At 65.0% G+C, this 18,733-nt stretch carries 13 protein-coding genes; 5 read left to right on the top strand and 8 right to left on the bottom strand.

Annotation, left to right across the window (positions count from 1 at the left end):
• Positions 1-66 precede the first annotated feature (66 nt).
• Together QMG83_RS03270 and QMG83_RS03265 are read left to right on the top strand one after the other, a co-directional pair.
• Positions 67-522: a GNAT family N-acetyltransferase gene (locus QMG83_RS03270; protein WP_283503919.1), complete on the top strand. Its 456-nt coding sequence runs from the start codon at positions 67-69 to the stop codon at positions 520-522.
• Complete coding sequence (locus QMG83_RS03265; protein ID WP_283503918.1) at positions 522-833, top strand: MGMT family protein; 312 nt, start codon at positions 522-524, stop codon at positions 831-833. Before QMG83_RS03270 ends, QMG83_RS03265 begins: the two co-directional genes overlap by 1 nt.
• Before the next feature lie 24 nt (positions 834-857).
• Here QMG83_RS03265 and QMG83_RS03260 read toward each other — a convergent pair whose 3' ends face one another.
• The 8 genes from QMG83_RS03260 to QMG83_RS03225 all read right to left on the bottom strand — a co-directional run bounded on the left by QMG83_RS03260 (position 858) and on the right by QMG83_RS03225 (position 11,429).
• The gene (locus QMG83_RS03260) at positions 858-1,328 is read right to left on the bottom strand and encodes a VOC family protein (RefSeq protein ID WP_283503917.1); all 471 of its coding nucleotides are present in this window, start codon (positions 1,326-1,328) and stop codon (positions 858-860) included.
• A gap of 10 nt (positions 1,329-1,338) precedes the next feature.
• A complete protein-coding gene (locus tag QMG83_RS03255; protein WP_283503916.1) occupies positions 1,339-3,144 on the bottom strand; it encodes an ABC transporter ATP-binding protein in 1,806 nt (601 codons plus the stop codon).
• On the bottom strand, positions 3,141-4,949 hold the full coding sequence (locus QMG83_RS03250) for an ABC transporter ATP-binding protein (protein WP_283503915.1): 1,809 nt from the start codon (positions 4,947-4,949) through the stop codon (positions 3,141-3,143). Before QMG83_RS03250 ends, QMG83_RS03255 begins: the two co-directional genes overlap by 4 nt.
• 165 nt (positions 4,950-5,114) lie before the next feature.
• Positions 5,115-6,323, bottom strand: coding sequence for a dimethylargininase (gene ddaH, locus QMG83_RS03245; protein ID WP_283503914.1), 1,209 nt, complete (start codon positions 6,321-6,323; stop codon positions 5,115-5,117).
• A gap of 48 nt (positions 6,324-6,371) precedes the next feature.
• Positions 6,372-7,997, bottom strand: coding sequence for a bifunctional phosphoribosylaminoimidazolecarboxamide formyltransferase/IMP cyclohydrolase (gene purH, locus QMG83_RS03240; protein ID WP_283503913.1), 1,626 nt, complete (start codon positions 7,995-7,997; stop codon positions 6,372-6,374).
• The gene (purN, locus tag QMG83_RS03235; protein WP_283503912.1) at positions 7,994-8,581 is read right to left on the bottom strand and encodes a phosphoribosylglycinamide formyltransferase; all 588 of its coding nucleotides are present in this window, start codon (positions 8,579-8,581) and stop codon (positions 7,994-7,996) included. Before purN ends, purH begins: the two co-directional genes overlap by 4 nt.
• A 9-nt stretch (positions 8,582-8,590) precedes the next feature.
• Positions 8,591-9,808, bottom strand: coding sequence for a cell division protein PerM (locus tag QMG83_RS03230; protein WP_283503911.1), 1,218 nt, complete (start codon positions 9,806-9,808; stop codon positions 8,591-8,593).
• A 97-nt stretch (positions 9,809-9,905) separates the two neighbouring features.
• Positions 9,906-11,429 carry an alpha/beta hydrolase gene (locus tag QMG83_RS03225; protein WP_283503910.1) on the bottom strand — a complete coding sequence of 508 codons (1,524 nt, stop codon included), beginning with the start codon at positions 11,427-11,429 and terminating at the stop codon, positions 9,906-9,908.
• 118 nt (positions 11,430-11,547) lie between these two features.
• Here QMG83_RS03225 and QMG83_RS03220 point away from each other — a divergent pair, with 118 nt between their 5' ends.
• The 3 genes from QMG83_RS03220 (at position 11,548) to pulA (ending at position 18,693) form a co-directional block, all read left to right on the top strand.
• Positions 11,548-11,931, top strand: a complete 384-nt coding sequence (locus QMG83_RS03220) for a VOC family protein (protein WP_283503909.1) — start codon at positions 11,548-11,550, stop codon at positions 11,929-11,931.
• A 165-nt stretch (positions 11,932-12,096) separates the two neighbouring features.
• Positions 12,097-12,471, top strand: coding sequence for a VOC family protein (locus tag QMG83_RS03215; RefSeq protein ID WP_283503908.1), 375 nt, complete (start codon positions 12,097-12,099; stop codon positions 12,469-12,471).
• Positions 12,472-12,639: 168 nt separating this feature from the next.
• Positions 12,640-18,693 (top strand): pullulanase-type alpha-1,6-glucosidase, encoded by a 6,054-nt coding sequence (gene pulA / locus QMG83_RS03210; RefSeq protein WP_283503907.1) that lies wholly within the window; start codon positions 12,640-12,642, stop codon positions 18,691-18,693.
• Positions 18,694-18,733: the final 40 nt, after the last annotated feature.

Genomic DNA, 18,733 nt, shown 5'->3' with positions numbered 1-18,733 from the left:
TGATATCGAGATACTTCCGTTTTGCCTGTTCTGGCACTCGGAGCGCTCGGGCGTTAGCCTGTGTGCATGGGTGAGCTGAGACTGGAAGAACTTTCCGCCAAGACCATCGTCGCGGCGAACAACCTCACGTTGCGGCGTGGGCAGGAGCAGTTCGTCACTCCGCCGACCTATGCGATCGCTGATGCGTATCTCAGTCCCGTGACATCCTGGCCACGAGTTGTGCTCAACGAGGACGACGAGGTCGTGGGTTTCATCCGCGGCAACTTCGACCCAGAGTCGACGCAGGAAGAGTTTCGCAGCTGCATCTGGCGCGTCACAGTTTCCGGAGACGAGCAGGGCAAAGGCGTCGGCCGGTTTGCGGTGGTAGCCCTCGCGGAAGAGGCCAAGAGCCGCGGCTTCGATCGGGTGACCGCCCTGTGGGAGCCAGGCGACGACGGCCCCGAGGCCTTCTTCCTGGCTGTCGGGTTCACCATCACCGGCCAGAGCCAGTACGGCGAAAACATCGGCGTTCTCGGCCTCTAGTGGCCACGCCGCCAGACGATTTCATCAGCAGGGCGCTCGACGTGGTCGAGAGCATTCCACCCGGCTCGGTGATGACCTACGGCGACGTCGCCGCCGCGATCGGATCGCGCGCCGCACGGGCCGTCGGCCAGGTCATGTCGCATTACGGGTCGGATGCCTCGTGGTGGCGGGTCGTTCGCGCGAGCGGTCATCCGGCCATCCACCACGAACAGCGCGCACTCGAGCACTACCGCGCGGAGGGCACCCCGCTCACGTGGTCGCGCGACGGAGTTTTCCGCGTAAATCTGTCCCAGGCGCGGCACACCCCGTAGCGCGGCGCGCCGGGCGGGCACGGCTCAGCCCGCGTAGGCGGCATCCAGATCGGCGATCACTATCTTGCGCATCTGCATCATCGCCGCCAGGACTCTGGCGGTCTTCTCCGGATCGGGGTCGCTGAGGTATCGCGGCAGTGCTGTGGGCACAATCTGCCACGACAGCCCAAACCGATCCTTCAGCCAGCCACACTGTGACTCCGACCCGCCATCGGCGGTGAGGGCGTCCCACAGTCGATCGACCTCGGCCTGGCTCTCCACCGAGACCAGAAACGAGACAGCCTCCGTGAAGGAGAAGTGCGGGCCGCCGTTGAGCGCGATGAACCGTTGACCAGCAAGCTCGAACTCGGCGGTCATGAGGGTGCCCGCCAGAGGCATGCCCTCCGGATGTCGGGTCAGGCTGATCGTCCTGGCGTCATCGAACAGGGAGGAATACATGCCGATGGCGACTTCGGCGTCGTTATCGAACCAGAGGTACGGGGTGATGGTCGTCATAGCCTCAGGTCTACACCAGCGAGTCCCGCCACGCGGCGTGCAGTTGCGCAAATCGACCTGTTCCAGCGATGAGATCCCGAGGCGTTCCGTCTTCGACGATGATCCCGTGCTCCATCACGAGCACCCGGTCGGCGATCGCCACCGTCGACAGGCGGTGCGCGATGATGATCGCGGTGCGGTCGGCGAGCAGGGTCTGCAGGCCCTCCTGCACCAGCCGCTCAGATGGAATGTCGAGCGAGGCGGTCGCCTCATCCAGAATCAGCACCACCGGATCGGCGATGAAGGCGCGCGCGAACGACAGCAACTGCCGCTGCCCGGCAGACACTCGCCCACCCCGCTTGTTGACGTCGGTGTCGTAGCCGCCCGGCAGCGACTCGATGAATTCGTGCGCTCCCACGGCTTTCGCCGCGCGCACGATCTCGTCCCTGGTCGCGTCGGGCTTGCCGAGCGCGATGTTGCCGGCGACAGTGCCCGAGAACAGGTAGGCCTCCTGGGTCACCATCACGATGGCCCGGCGCAGGTCTTTCGGGTGAAGCTTGCGAAGGTCGACGCCGTCCAGCGAGATGGTGCCGTGCGATGGGTCGTAGAACCGCGAGATCAGCTTGGCGAGCGTCGACTTGCCTGCCCCCGTCGACCCCACCAGCGCGACGGTCTGGCCCGCCGGCAGCTCGAGGTCAAATTGCGGCAGGATGACGCGGCCAGCCTTGTACGCGAACTCGACGTCTGAGAAGCTCACGCGCCCCTGTGCCTTGCGCAGGTCGATCGGCCTGGTCGGGTCTGGCACACTCGGTCGCTCTTCGAGCACCCCCGAGATCTTCTCGAGCGCGGCCGCGGCCGACTGGTACGAGTTGTAGAACATCGCCATCTCCTGGGCTGGCGCGAAGAACTGGCGAGCGTAGAGCAGCGCCGCGAGCAGCACCCCGATGGCGAGTCCTCCCCCGGCCACCCTCAGCCCACCGACCAGCAGGATCACCGCGAGCGCGACGTTGCCGATCAGCACGAGGCCGGGGTCGAAGATTCCGAACAGCTGGATGACGCGGGCGTTGGTCACGCGGTATCTCTCGACCAGCCCGCCGAACTCGGTCTCGTTGCGCTTCTCCTTGCGGAACGCCTTGACCGCGCGGATGCCCGTCATCGTCTCCACGAATTGCACGATCAGTTTCGCCGACGCCGTCCTGGTTTCGCGGAAGTAGGTCTGCGAGCGCTTCTGGAACCATCTGGTCAGGAAGCCGAGCGGGATGAGCGCCCCGAAGAGCACGAGCCCGCTCACCCAGTCGAGCGAGAACATCGCGATGGCGATGAACAGCATGTACAGCGCGCCCTGCACGAGCTGGTTGATCCCAGAGTCGAGTAGTTCCCTGATCGCGTCGAGGTCACTGGTCTGGCGCGCGATGATGCGCCCAGAGGTGTAGCTCTCGTGAAACTCGAGCGACAGCTTTTGGGTGTGCAGGAACACCCGCTTGCGCAGGTCGAACAGGATGGCCTGGCTCACGCGCGCGGTGAGCACCGTGTACCAGGCGATCAGCGTCGCCCCCACCACGCCGGTGACCAGGTAGGCGACCACGACGAGGGCCAGCGGCATCCAGTCGCCACCCACCAGGGCGGGTAGCCCTCGGTCGATACCGAAGGCGATCAGCGCGGGGCCGGCGACCTGCGCCGCTGTGCTGATGATGACGACCACCATGGTCAGGATGACGCGTGCCTTCAGCGGGCGCACCAGCGAGCCGAGCAGCCTTAGCGAGCGTTGCCTGATCTGCCGGCTTTCGGCCTTGGTGTAGTCGCTGCGCTCTTCACCCTCAACTCCGGTGACGCTCACGAGCCCACCTCCGATCGTTCGCGCTTCTCTTCGTCTTCGAGACTGGAGATGACGAAACGGTAGTGTTCGCTCGACTCCAGCAGATGGGAATGGGTTCCGACCGCCGTGACACGGCCGTCCTGCAGCAGCGCGACCCGGTCAGCGAGCATGACGGTGGATGGCCGGTGCGCCACGATGAGCGCGGTCGTCGACGCCAGCACCCTCCTGAGGGCTGCCTCGACCAGCGCCTCCGTGTCGACATCGAGGGCAGACAACGGATCGTCGAGCACGAGCACGGATGGCCTCGCGGCGACCGCACGCGCGAGGGCGAGCCGCTGGCGCTGTCCACCGGACAGGCTGAGGCCTTCCTCGCCGACGAGGGTGTCGAGCCCCTGAGGAAGGTCGTGCACGAACGCCGCCTGCGCGATGTCGATGGCCTCAGCGAGATCTGCATCGGTGCCATCGGGTCGGCCGAGCAGAACGTTGTCGCGGACGCTTGCCGAGAAGAGGGTGGCGTCTTCGAACGCCATGGCCATCAACGACCGCAGTTCTGTGAGCCGGAGGTCGCGCACATCCACGCCGTCGACGCTGATCGAACCGCCGGTCACGTCGTACAGGCGGGTGGTGAGCGCGGTGATCGTCGACTTGCCCGAGCCGGTCAGGCCGACGAGGGCCATCGTCTCGCCGGGCTCGATGGCCAGATCCACCCCGTTGACGAGGTCGGGCACGTGCTCCGGCGAATCCTGATAGCGAAAGTGCACGTCGGTGAAGACGAGCCGCCCCCGGGGATCGGTGACCGTCAGCGGGGTGATCGGGTCGACGATGCTGTTTTCCGCATCCATCACCTCAAAGAACCGGTCGGTTGCCGTGCGGGCGTCGAAGGTCATCGACAGCAGGAATCCGATCGATTCCACGGGGAAGCGCAGCACGGTCGCGGTGGCGAAGAACGCGACGAGGTCGCCCACGCTGATCTCACCGTTCACCGCGAGCCACACCCCGCCCAGCAGGGAGAGGGCGAACGTGACATCGGGAACCAGCAGCAGCCACAGCCAGATTCCGGCGATGGCCCTGGCCTTCTCGATCTCGGTGCCTCGAAGCTCCTCTGCCTGGGTGGCGAAGTTGCTCAGCGCGTGCTTGCCGCGCCCGAAGGCCTTCAGCACGCGGATGCCGTGCACAGACTCCTCGACGGTCGTCGCGAGGTCGCCGGCCTGATCCTGACTGCGGCGGGCCACCATGGAGTATTTGTTCTCGAACAGGTAGCCGTAGATCCACAGCGGAATCGACAGCACCATGAACAGCACGCCGAGCACCCACGAGATGTTCATGAGGAACACGAACCCCACCACGATGGTGAGAACATTGACGACGAGCAGCACGAGACCGAACGAAATCCAGCGCCGGATGAGGTTCAGGTCGCTGACGGCTCGAGACAGCAACTGCCCGCTCGGCCAACGATCATGGAAACCCACCGGGAGGCCCTGCAGCTTGGCGTACAGGGCGTTGCGCATGCGCGCCTCGACGTGCGTGCCCGGGGTCAGCACGAACATGCGCCTCAGGAACACCATGAGTGCTTCGACGACCCCAAGGCCGAGCACTATCGCGAACGCCGGCCAGATCTGCAGCGCGTCACCCGACTGCAGCGGGCCATCGACAAGACCCCGCAGCACCTGCGGGATGAGCAGAGCCACCACTCCAGCGGCAAGCGCCGCAACCATCCCCAGGTAAATGCGGGGCATGGCCGGTTTCATGTACGGGTACAGACGCCGGATCGAGGCGAAGGTACTGACCTGTCTGGAGCGTCCCGGCTGGGCCGAGGTTTGGAGCATGAGCGTCCCTTATGGGGATGGGCGCGTGGGCACCCGTGATGGTGAACTGGGGAGTGACCGGGCCGCACCCTGATGGGGTGACGGGCCTGGGCAGCCCTCCAGAATACGCGCGCTACTCGGGCCCACGCAATAGTCGACCACAACTCATGATCGATTTATCCGGAATTAGCCGAGGCGCACCGAAAGGCAGGTGACGCATCCTTCGAGCTTCTCAAACTCGCTGACATCGACGGCGACCACGGTGTAGCCGAGGTCTTCGATCAGTGCGATCGACTTCGGAACGGACGTCGCCATCATGACTGTGTCATCGGAGAGTACGACCACCGCGGCGCCGGGCTCCGGCAGGGCAAGGAAACGGGGGAACAGCTGCGGCTTGTCCACATGCTTGAGGTAGCCGACAACGGTGCCGTCCGGGAGGGCCGTCACGGCGCTCTTGAGGTGCAGCACCTTGGTGACCGGAACGGCGACCACGGTGTATCCGAGCTTCGTAGCGAAGGCGCGGAACTGGCGGATGCCCTCCGCGTTGGTTCGTCCCCCGCGACCGACGTAGATCGTGGAGTCCACGACCAGAACGTCGCCACCGTCGAGGGTTCCAGGCTCGACGATCTCGCGGACGGTCAAGCCGGCCTTCCTGGCGGCCGGGCGAACGGCGTCGGTCTCGCCGCGGCGCGACTCCGCGCCAGGTCGCGTGATGATGGCGGTACCGCCCAGCACGACCACGGCATCTTCGACGAAGACCGAGTCGGGGTGCTCATCGGCCGCGGGCAGTTCCACGGTCTCGAAGCCGGCGTTGACCAAAGCCTCGACGTAGTTGTCCCACTGGGTGTCGGCGAGCGTCTCATCCAGCTCAGTGCGATCGATGTGGGTGATCTCGCCATCGGCGAGGTTCGATGCTGGCTGCCGGATGAACGCAACGCGGTGCGAACGGCTCGAGACAGTCGCTGCCCAGGCGAAACGGCCCGCTGTCGCGGCGACGACCCCGGCCACGACGAAGTAGAGCAGATTCGAACCCAGGAGGCTGGCGGCGACGAAACCAACGGCCTCGGCGCTCAGCGGCCCCGCCACGGCTACCGCGTACAGGGTTCCGAGAAACGCCGCGGCCATGCCACTGACCAGCCCGGCGCCGAGAGCGATCGGCCACATCCGGTTTGCGCCCAGGAAAGCGGCCACCGAGTACAGCACGAACAGCAAGAGACTGCTCGGAACGAAGTAGTCGCTGATGGGGACGATGTTGGCGCTGGCTGCCCCGTTGGATACGAAGAAGACCAGGACGGAAACCAGGTGCGTTACCGCGGCTACGACGAAGCCCGAGATCACCGCCGCAGCGATTTTGCGACCGGTGGGCAGGGGACGATTCAGAGCGCTGAGGTGCATGCCCACAACCTATCGACGTTCGCCTATGCGCTTGCTGTGAGCGAGCTTTTAGTGGAAGAAGTGCCGCTCGCCCGTGAAGTACATGGTCACGCCCGCCTTGTTCGCGGCCGCGATCACTTCCTCGTCCCTGATGGATCCACCGGGCTGCACGACGGCGCGCACTCCGGCATCGAGCAGAATCTCGAGCCCATCGGCGAAGGGGAAGAACGCGTCGCTTGCCGCAACGGAGCCTGCCGCCCGGTCGCCGGCACGGGTGACGGCGAGTTGGCACGAATCGACCCGGTTGACCTGGCCCATTCCCACGCCGACTGATGCGCCGTCGTTGGCGAGCAGGATGGCGTTGGACTTCACCGCACGCACGGCACGCCACGCGAACTCGAGGTCTGCGCGGGTGGGCGCATCCACCTCGTCGCCCGCCACGAGCGTCCACGCGTCGGAGTTGAAGTCGGAATAGGTGTCTGGCGACTGCACGAGTGCGCCACCGGAGATCTGCCGGAACTCCGCAGGGGAGCGCTCGTAGCCGTCCGGCAGCTGCAGCAACCGAAGGTTCTTCTTTGACCGCAGCACCTCGAGCGCGTCAGCGTCGAATCCCGGGGCAACAACGACCTCGGTAAAGATGTCCTTGATCGACTCCGCGGCTCCGAGGGTGATGGGGCGGTTTGACGCGATCACACCGCCGAACGCCGAGACCGGGTCGCAGGCGTGGGCTCGCGCGTGCGCTGATGCCACCGGGTCGCCCGCGCCGCGGGACACCGCGATGCCGCACGGATTGGCGTGCTTGATGATGGCCACGGCCGGTTCGTCGAAGTCGTAGGCAGCGCGCACTGCAGCATCGGCATCCACGAAGTTGTTGTATGACATCTCCTTGCCGTGCAGCTGGTTGGCCTGCGCGATGCCACGGCCGCCATTCTCGACGAAGAGAGCGGCGGTCTGGTGGGAGTTTTCCCCGTAGCGCAGCGTGTTCTTGAGGTGCACCTCGTAGTTGAGGGTGTCGGCGAAGCTCGACTCTTCGTCGTCCGCGGCGCTCGCATGCTCCGCGGCGATGCCGACGTTCTGGGCAAAATACGCGGCGACTGCCGTGTCATATGCCGCGGTGTGCATGAACGCCTCACCGGCCAATCGCTGGCGTTGCGCAAGGGTCGTTCCGCCGAGAGTGAGAGCCTTTTCGATCTGCTGGTAGCTCGCCGGGCTCGTGACGATAGCGACGTTCGCGTGATTCTTGGCCGAGGCCCGCACGAGCGCGGGTCCTCCGATGTCGATCTGCTCGATCACGTCATCAACGGGTGCTCCGGTGGCGACAGTTTCGACGAACGGGTAGAGGTTCGAGACCACGAGTTGGAACGCGGCAATGCCCAGCTCGCCCAGCTCGCGCTCGTGCGATTCGAGTCGAAGATCGGCCAGCAGGCCGGCATGAATGGCGGGGTGCAGCGTGCGGACCCGGCCATCGAGCGACTCCGGAAATCCCGTCACGTCGGCAACCTCGGTCACGGCGAGCCCGGCAGCAGCGATGGTCTTTGCCGTCGACCCCGTCGAGACGATCTCAACCCCGGCCGCGACGAGCGCGGTCGCGAGCTCGACGAGCCCGGTCTTGTCGCTCACCGAGATGAGGGCGCGCTCGATCTGGATGACGTCGCGCGATCGGTAGTCGGACGGGGCGTGGCTGGGGCCGCTCATGAGAGCTCCTTCAGGTCGATGTGGGAGTTGGCGATGTCGAGCACTGCCTGGATCAGCAGTCGGCGCTCAACGGGTTTGATCCGGTTGTGCAGGCTGGTTTCTGTGTCGCCGGGCCGCACGGCCACGCGCTCCTGCGAGATGATCGGCCCGCTGTCTACCCCGTTGTCGACGACGATGACGCTCGCGCCGGTCTCGGTGACACCCGCCGCGAGCGCATCCCGAACGCCGTGCGCTCCCGGGAATTCGGGCAGATAGGCAGGATGCGTGTTCACCAGGTTGGGCGACAGCGCCGCGATGACGCGGGGTGGCAGCAGTTTCATGAAACCGCTGAGGATCACAAGATCCGGCTGCCAGACCTCGATCTGCTCGAGCAGGGCATCGCCCCACGAGTCGCGATCGGGAAAGTTCGACATCGCTACCGAGAAGGTGGGTACACCAAAACGCTCGGCATGATCGAATCCGTCGGCAGGGCGGTCGGCACCCACCGCGACGACGCGCGCCGGGAACTGCACATCTTCGGCGGCTTCGAGCAGCGCGAGAAGGTTGGACCCGCCCCCCGAGATCAGGACTACGAGTGATAACACCCGGCAATCTTATCCCTGCAGGACGTCGACCTTTGCGGAGCTTCTTTTCAGGCTCGCGAACAGACCTGCCATGGCGGCGAGCCCGAGCTCGAGCGCTGCCCACCCGCCGACCGCAAACGGATTCGGGCCGACATCCTGAAGCCGTCCCGGGCCGGCAGCGCCCGTGGATGCCCATGCCAGCAGCCCGAGGATGACGCCGCCGACCAGGCCGATGCCGATCGCCACGAACGCAAGTTCGCGCGCTTCGAGCTTTCGGCGTGCGCCAGGGCCGAGGATCGCGCCAACGAGGAATCCCGCGACGGCGGGAACGAGCAGTCCGACGAATCCGAACGCCAGCGCCTCTGGCGGGAGCGCCCCCAGCACAGGGATTGCGGGAACGGGACCGAGCTGCGTAGCCAACGGGCTCACCGTAGACCCCGTGCCCAGCGCGAAGCCGGGACCGACAAGCCAGCTCGCCGTGTAGATGACCAGGTTGGGCAGAAGCGCGAGTTGGGCGAGGGTGATCGTCACTCCCCCGAGCACTTCGGTGTGCAGGCTCTCGTAGAGGGTGATGATCCGGGCGTACGACATCAGGATCGCTGCGGCGGTGAGCACGGCAGCGAGGGTGAAGACGGTCGCGGCTGCAGCAGCCCCGCCGCGCAGAGCCGTCATCACGACGTCGCGCACGGTGGTGGGCCAGTCGTTGATCCAGTCGCGAATGGAGCTGCCGCGGTTATCCTGCAGGTTCCGCGTTCGACGCACACCGATTGCCAGGCCTACAGCGAAGACGAGCGTCGGCAGCAGCGTGCCCTGCACGAGCGACGGCGTGGCGTCAGGATGCTGCGCCGTGAAGGTCACAGTGAAGGAGACCAGCGCGAACGTGGTGAGCGACACAAGCTCGCCGAGGATCCTGAATCGTGTCTCGGCCACGCGCCGGCCTGCCCGAACGCCGAGCAGCACCGTCAACAGCGCGAATCCGAGCAGCGCGATCGTCAGGGTGAACGGCGCACCGGCGGTGGGCAGCCCCAGCTGGGCTGCGGTGACCGGGTCGAGGGTCATCGCGATGTCAACGCCGTGGCCGAGCAGCCAGGTGTCGACCGCCACCCTCCAAAACACTGCCCAGTCGATCGCGAGCCCGTATTGGATGCCCCACAGCAGCGTCAGCGGCACCAACGGGATTGCCACACCGATCGCGATCACGAGGATCGCCTCCAATGCGGCGAACAGGGCGGTGAGCTGGCGATTCATGACCTTGGCGACACTACCGGGCGGCGGCGCCATGCCCTGCGCGGCCTACCGGCCACGCGCCGATTCGACTGTCAGTCCAGCTCGCCGAAAAAGACGACTAGCACATCGGATCTGCGGCGGGAACTGTGCCGTTCACAAAGTAGTCGTCGACCACGGTGTCGATGCAGGCCACGCCCTGGTTATAAACGGTGTGGCCCTCGCCCTGGTACGAGATCAGCACCCCGCTCGACAACTGCTGGGCGAGCGACACTGCCGACGCATACGGCGTGGCCGGGTCGTTTGTGGTTCCGATCACGAGGATGGGCGCCGCGCCGTCGGCGGAGAACGAGGTGGGCAGGGCGGCGCGCGGCACCGGCCAGTTGGTGCACGCGGTGTCGAGTACGGCGAAGTCGTCGTAGGTCGCGTACTTGCCGAGGATGGGGGCTGCAGCATCGATCTCGGCGATGCGATCGAGGGTGGAGGCAGGATCGTTCACGAAATCGCCGTCGACGCAGGTAGCCGCGACGTAAACCTCGAAGGAATTGCTTTGATAGGTGCCGTCCTCGTTGCGCGAGTTGTAGTAGTCCGCGCTTTGGAAGGTGGGGCCGGGATCGCCGGCGGCCAATGAGGTGAACATCGCGGTCAGGCTCGGCCATGAGCTTTCCGAATACAGATTGAACAGGATGCCCGTGGCGAGGGTTGCTGAGTCGAGCATCCGGCCGTCTGCGTTGGTGAAGCCGGCGGCGTCAACGTTGTCGAGAGCCGACCGGGCTTGGGCGGCCGCATCATCCACCGTCCCCTGGAAGAAGCAGTCTGGGCCGCTGAGGCAATCTGCGAGGTACGCCCGGAAGGCGCTGTCGAACCCGGCCATCTGGAACTTGAGACTCTCGAAGTCGCTGATGAGCGGGTCGACGGCGCCGTCGAGCACGAAACGGCCGACCTTATCCGGAAAGAGTTCGGCATAGACCGTGCCGAAGTAGGTGCCGTAGGAGTAGCCGAGGTAGTTCAGCTTGTCGTCGCCGAGCACCGCGCGCAGCATGTCCATGTCTTTGGCGTTGCTGGCGGTGTCAACGTTGCCGAGCAGGGCGCCGGTGTTCTTCTCGCACGCCGCCGCAAAGGACTGCTCCACCGTCGCCAGCTCATCGATCCAGCCCTGCGTGTCGTACGGGCTGTCGTAGGTGCCGTACAAGGTTTCATCCGTCTGCTTCGGATCGGTGAAGCACACTACCTGTGTGGATTGCCCGACGCCTCGCGGATCCCAGCCGACGACATCGAAATTTTCGACGACGGCGGGGGTGGCGGAATATTCGCCGCTGTAGAAGACGTAGTCCCACCCTGAACCGCCGGGGCCGCCAGGGTTGACCAGCAGGGAACCCTGCGCGACACCGGTTGCCAGATGTTTGACGAGGGCAAGGTCAATCGAGCCGTCGGCCGGGGAGTCCCAGTCGATGGGCGCCTTGGCCGTGGCGCACTCCAGGTCGGTGCCGCAGCTGTCCCACCGGAGGGACTGTGAGTAGTAGCCGTTCACGTCCGTGGGTTCCGAGGCCGCCGGCGGCGTAACGATCGGCGCGAGAAAACTGCATCCGGAGAGCACAAGAGTCGCCGCAGCCAGCATGCCTGGTGCGAGAAGTCGACGTGTCACAAATACCCCTTTTAGTCGTCCAGCCAGCCTATGCGTGGTCGACGACCTCTAGCCCTCATGACACCGGTCGTCCTACTATCGTCACAACCGTCGCCACACCTTTGTGAAGGACAGAATCATGGACTGGAAGATCGAACTAATCTTTATTCCCGTCACGGATGTCGACCGCGCGCGCGACTTCTACGCTGGCATCGGATACACCGTCGACCACGACCAGACCGTCATGCCCGGGTTGCGGTTTGTGCAGCTCACTCCGCCAGGATCTGCGTGCTCCATTGCCTTTGGCGAGGGCATCACCGAGATGACGCCGGGAACCCAAAACTCCATTCAGGTCGTCGTTCCGGATGCAGACGAGGCACTGGCCCACCTGCGATCGCACGGAGTCGAGGCAAGCGACGTCGACGAGCAGGCCTGGGGCAGGTTTGTCACCTTCGACGATCCGGACGGCAACACGTGGACCCTTCAGGAGCTCCCCGATTTCTCGGCCCAGCAACCGTCCTGAGCCACTGGAAACGGGCCGACGACGAGCGTAGAGTCGGGCACACCACAACTAGCGTCGGCCGTTCGCCGACGACCGTGGAGCTCGAGTGCGATGCGCCGCCGTGCGGCGCCCCCTCCCCCTCCCGCACTGCCATTGAACCTTTCAACGGCCTTGAGGAGCTGGCCCATGATGAAAGAAGCACACACCGTGCTGCCCGCCGCAGATCTCGCGCGAGCACGCACTTTTTACCACGACAAGCTGGGGATGGATCCGGACGAAGAGCACGCTGGCATGCTCGTGTTCCACCCGTCTCCCGGCACCGCGTTCGACCTCTATGAGACCCCGAACGCCGGCACCGCCCAGAACACCCAGATGTTATGGGTCACCGACGACCTCGACGGAGAAATGTCGGTGATGCGCTCAAACGGAGTCGTATTCGAAGAGTACGAAACCCCGGATATGAAGACTGTCAACGGAGTCGCCACCATCGACGACCTGCGCTCAGCCTGGCTCCGCGACAGCGAAGGTAACTTCATCTGCGTCAGCGAGATGATGAAGTAACCCCTGCGCGCCCTCCGGCTGGTGCCGGAGGGCGCCTTGCTGCCCTCTCCCCCACACGGGGGTAGACCCCTTTGTCGTGCAAACGCTTGCAGTTCACCTGCCAGTCGAGTACCGTCACTCTCGTTGGTCTCTGCGCAGTGAAGCGCACCACGATCTCGGGAGTCAAAGATGACACAGCCCCATCGCGCGGCTCGCGCGCTCGCCACGATCTCTGCGGCGGCCATCGTCGCATCCGGGCTTCTCGTCGCACCATTGCCGTTCGTACCGGCAGCCGCAGCAGCAGAACCGACCGTCGCGTTGGTCGGCAGCCTGCAATCGGAGCTGGGCTGCGATGTCGACTGGGATCCGGCCTGCGACGCGACCGCCCTCGTGCCCACCGGCACCGCCGGACTGTGGTCAGCCGAGTTCACGCTTCCTGCGGGCAGCTACGACTACAAGGTCGCTCTCAACGACTCCTGGGACGAGGCGTACGGCCTCGACGGGGGCGCAGACAACATCCCGCTCACCGTTGGCGGCGACAGCACACTTCGGTTCACCTTCGACCTCGCGAAGAAGCGCGTCGGTCTCGAGGCTCTCAGCCTGGCAACCAGCTACAGCGACCAGGATGCCGCGCTCGTCGCCGACCCGATCCGGCAACCCGGCAGCGATGAGCAGTTCTACTTCGTCATGACTGACCGGTTCAAGGATGGCGACCCAGCCAACAACACGGCTGGCCTGGGAAGCGACCCGATGGATTCGGGCTACGACCCGACCAAAAAGGGCTTTTACAACGGCGGAGACCTCGCGGGGCTTCACTCGCAGCTCGATTACATCCAGGGCCTCGGGACAAGCGCGATCTGGCTCACGCCGTCGTTCCTCAACAACCCTGTGCAGGGCACGGGCGACAACGCGTCGGCGGGATACCACGGCTACTGGATCACCGATTTCACCCAGATCGACCCTCACCTCGGCACGAACGCCGAGCTGTCAGCGCTTATCGACGACGCTCACGCTCGCGGCATGAAGGTCTACTTCGACATCATCACCAACCACACCGCCGACATCATCGACAACGAGCAGAAGCAATACAGCTACATCGACAAGGCCACGGTGCCGTACCTGACGGCGGCTGGCGAGCCCTTCGACCCTGCGGCGGTGGCTGGCAGCGCCGACTTCCCGGAGCTGGATGCCGCGACATCCTTCCCGTACACGCCGGTGGTCTCCGCCGAGAACGCGGATCGCAAGGTTCCGGCCTGGCTGAACGATCCCACGCTGTATCACAACCGCGGCGACTCGACCTTCGAGGGTGAAAGCGTGCTCGACGGCGACTTCTCCGGCCTCGACGACCTCATGACCGAGAACCCCAGGGTTGTGGATGGTTTCGTGGACGTCTACAAGAATTGGGTCGATTTCGGCATCGACGGATTCCGCATCGACACCGTCAAGCATGTGAACCTCGAGTTCTGGCAGACGTGGTCGACAGAGGTATTGGACTACGCCAGAGCCAAGGGCAATGACGACTTCTTCATGTTCGGCGAGGTCTACGACGCCAACGCCGCGAACACCTCGCCCTACGTTCGAAAAACCGACATCAATTCTGTGCTCGACTTCTCGTTCCAGTCGCAGGCGACGAGTTTCGCCGCGGGCAACAGTGCCAGGGGTTTGAGCGCTCTGTTCGCTAGCGACGACCTGTACACCACGCCGGACTCGAACGCCTATGCCCTGCCGACGTTCCTCGGCAATCACGACATGGGCCGAATCGGCTACTTCCTCAAGAACACGGATGCACCGCTCGCGCGCGACGAGCTGGCCCATGAACTCATGTATCTCACCCGCGGCCAGCCCGTGGTCTATTACGGCGACGAACAGGGCTTCGCTGGCGTCGGCGGCGGCAACGATCAAAGCGCCCGGCAGTCTCTCTTCGCCAGCCAGGTCGACGAATACACGACTCAGCCGCTCATCACGGGCGAGACGGCAGGATCGGTCGACCGCTACGGCACAGACGCCCCGCTCTACGCTCACATCGCCGCCCTTTCGGCGCTGCGCAACACTCACCCGGCGCTCGCCCAGGGTGCCCAGATCGAGCGGTACGCCGATTCCGGGGCTGGCGTGTATGCCTTTAGCCGGGTCGATCGAGACGAGAAGATCGAGCACCTCGTAGCGCTCAATAACTCGAGCGAAGCCAAGGCCGTCACCTTCAATACACTCACCGCCGGGGCCGATTACTCGGTGCTGTACGGTGCTGCCGGTGCTGCAACGACAGCAAACGCCGCTGGAGAGGTCACCCTGACCGTTCCGGCGCTGAGCTCAATCGTCCTGCTCGCCGACCGGCCCGTGACGGCACCTGCCGCGGCGACCGCCATCACGATCGATGCCCCTGTTGCGGGAGCCGGCCTCACCGGCGTTTCACCCGTGGGCGCGGATGTCGCCGACGCGACGTGGCAGGAGACAAGCTTCGCGTGGCGCGTCGTCGGCTCGAGCGACTGGACGAAACTCGGCACGGCAGAAGACACCAGCCCGCGCGTATTCCACGACACCGCGGGACTCGCGGTTGGCACGCTTGTGGAGTACCGCGCGATCTCGACCGATGCAGCAGGGCAGCGGGCAGCGGCATCCACCTTCGCCTCGATCGGTAACGCGGTGAATCTCGTCGACACTGTCGACCCCGAGCCTGGTATCGACCTGGTGACTGTGCCGGGAAGCCACAACTCCGAGATGGGCTGCGCGGGAGACTGGCAGCCCGGCTGCGATGCGGCGAAGCTCACGAAACGTGCCGACGGAATCTATTCGGGCACCTTCGACATCCCCGCCGGCGACTACGAGTACAAGGTCGCCATCAACGGCAGCTGGGACATCAACTACGGCGCTGGCGGAGCCCCACAGGGATCGAATGTCTCTTACACCTCCCCCGGTGGTGCTGTGACCTTCTACTTCGACCCGCGCACAAAGTTCTTCCAGAACTCGGCGCAGGGTGACATCATCGTCGCGCCAGGGTCGTTCCAGAGCGAGGCAGGATGCCCGGGAGACTGGCAGCCCGATTGCCTCGCGACCTGGCTGCAGGATGCCGATGGGGACGGCGTTTTCACGTTCTCGACATCGACTCTTCCGACCGGATCCTATGAGGGGAAGGTCGCGCACAACCTCAGCTGGGCCGAGAACTACGGCGCCGGCGGGGTGGCCGACGGTCCCAACATCCAGTTCTCCGCCACAGAGGGCAAGAACACGCTCTTCAGCTACACGCTGGCGACCCACGTGCTCACGATCGAGTCGGCCGACCCACCGCTGGCCGGCACCGGGCAGCAACGCGCCCACTGGGTTTCTGAAGACACCCTCGCGTGGCCACGCGATCTGCTTCCGACGAATGCTGACCCGAAAGACCTCAGCTTCGTGCTCTATTCCTCGGCCTCTGCCGGGCTCTCGATTGCCGACGGAGAGGTCTCCGGCGGCAGCACGGTCGAGCTCACGTACGACCCCGCCGGACTCTCCGATGCCGAGAAGGCGCTGTTCCCTGCGCTGAAAAACGCTGTTGCCCTTCGGCCTGTCGGTGTCGATCGAGCCGCGGTCGAAAAGCTGCTCACGACCCAACTGCAGGTCGCTCTATTCGGAATTGACGACTTGCTCACCGCCGCGACCGGCGTGCAGCTCCCCGGGGTGCTCGACGATCTGTACGCGGAGGCCGCATCGAAGCGCACCCTCGGCACGTCGTGGTCGAAGTCAAAGCCGACACTGGCACTCTGGGCTCCCACCGCGCAGAAGGTCGAAGCCCTCGTCTGGACAGCAGGCGATGAGGCCGAGCCCACCCGCCTTGCGCTCAAGCGGCAGGACGATGGCGCGTGGACTACCACCGGAAAGAAAGCCTGGGCGGGAGCCTCCTACGCGTTCGAGGTGACCGTCTTTGCGCCGACGACAGGTGCCATCGAGGTCAACCGGGTCACCGACCCATACTCCGTTGCGCTTACCGTCAACTCGGTTCGCTCGGTGCTGGTCGATCTGGCAGACAAGCGGTATCGACCGAAAGAGTGGGAAAAGACTGCAGCGCCGGTAATCGACAATCCGGTCGACCGGTCGATCTATGAGCTGCACGTGCGCGACTTCTCGATCTCTGATGAGAGTGTTCCCGAGAACCTGCGCGGCACCTATGGGGCGTTCGACGTCGACAGCGCGGGCACCCGGCATCTTGCCGAACTGGCGGATGCCGGACTGAACACTGTGCACCTGCTTCCGACGTTCGACATCGCCACGATCGAGGAGAACCGGGCCGCCCAGGCGACGCCGAACTGCGACCTCGAGTCATACGGCCCTGCCTCGACTGAGCAGCAGGCGTGCATTCAGGCGATTGCCGACGCGGACGGCTTCAACTGGGGCTACGACCCTTACCATTTCTCGGTGCCAGAGGGCTCGTACGCACTTAACCCCGAGGGCGGCGCCCGCGTTGCTGAGTTCCGCAGCATGGTCGGCGCCCTGCACGAGACCGGCCTGCAGGTCGTGCTCGATGAGGTGTTCAACCACACGGCGCAGAGTGGACAGGGCGAGAAGTCGGTTCTCGACCAGGTTGTGCCCGGTTACTACCACCGCCTCAACGCAGGCGGCGCGGTCGAGACATCCACCTGCTGCCAGAATGTCGCAACCGAACACGACATGGCCGAGAAGCTGATGGTCGATTCGGTGGTGCTGTGGGCCCGTCAGTACAAGGTCGACGGGTTCAGGTTCGACCTGATGGGCCACCACTCGAAAGCGAACATGATCGCGGTGCGCGATGCCCTCGATGCTCTGACCCTGAAAAAGGATGGCGTCGACGGGAAGAGCATTTACCTGTACGGCGAAGGCTGGAACTTCGGGGAGGTAGCCAACAACGCGCTCTTCGAGCAGGCAGCACAGGGCCAGCTCGGCGGCACAGGCATCGGCACCTTCAACGACCGTCTTCGCGACGGAGTCCACGGCGGCAGCCCCGTCGATGGCGGCACCATTCAGCAGCAGGGATATGGCACCGGGCTCGGCACAGACCCGAACGGAGCCGCCATCAACGGAACGACGGACGAAGCGCTGGTGCGACTTGCGCAGCAGACCGACCTCGTCCGCCTGGGGCTCACCGGAAACCTGAGCGACTTCAGCTTCGTTGCCTCAGACGGCACCGTAAAGCGGGGTGACGAGTTCGTGTACAACGGTCAGCCCGCCGGCTACGCCAGCCAGCCCGCCGAGACCATCAACTACGTCGACGCGCACGACAACGAGACGCTCTTCGACCTGCTCGCCCTCAAGCTCCCGGCCGACACTCCCATGGCCGATCGGGTGCGGATGAACACACTGTCGCTGGCAACCGCGACGCTGTCGCAGTCGCCTTCGCTGTGGCACGCTGGCACCGATCTGCTTCGGTCGAAGTCCCTCGACCGCAACAGCTATAACTCGGGTGACTGGTTCAACCGGATTGACTGGAGCGGCCAGACAAACAATTTCGGTGTCGGCCTTCCCACAGCGGCCGACAACGAAGACAAGTGGCCGATCATGATTGGGCTGCTGGAAGATCCCGCGCTGACTCCGACCCCGGCAGATATCGCTGCGAGCTCGGCGTCGGCCCAGGATCTGCTCCGGCTCAAGCAGTCGACCACGCTGTTCAGGCTCGGTGACGCCGAGACGATCGGCCAGAAGCTCGCCTTCCCCGGCAGCGGACCGGATGCCACCCCCGGCGTCATCACAATGACGGTGGACGACACCCTCGGAACGGACGTCGACGATCAGTTCGATGGGCTCATCGTGGTCTTCAATGCGTCTCCGGATGCCACGACGCAGGTCATTCCGGAGCTCGCCGGTCGCAACTTCACCCTCAGCGAAACCCAGTCCAACGGTCTCGACGACGTCGTGAAGCAGACCACCTGGAGCACCGCGACGGGCTCCGTCACGGTGCCGGCACGCACGGTTGCCGTACTAATGGAGGGCGAGCAGCCCGAGCCTGTCGTCAGCAGCATCCGCGGCTCCGCACAACCGACCTTCGCCACCACCAACACGAAAGTGAAGTACACGGCGGTGGTCGAGGCCGGCGAGGCCACTCCGACGGGAACCGTGGAGGTGCTCGACCACGGAGTCGTCATCGCGACGGGGACCCTCACGAAAAACGATCACGGACGCATCCGATTCACACTGCCGAAGCTCACGCGCGGGGTGCACTGGCTGACCGCGCGCTACGCCGGGACCGACCTCATCCTGCCGTCGGAGACCCCCGGAGGGTCACCAGTCTTCGTGTGGTAGCAACGACGGATGGCCCGCCGAAGCGGGCCATCCGGTGAAG

This window comes from Salinibacterium sp. G-O1 (assembly GCF_030063305.1).
Lineage (GTDB): Bacteria > Actinomycetota > Actinomycetes > Actinomycetales > Microbacteriaceae > Rhodoglobus.
This window is presented reverse-complemented; position numbering and strand designations above follow the sequence as displayed.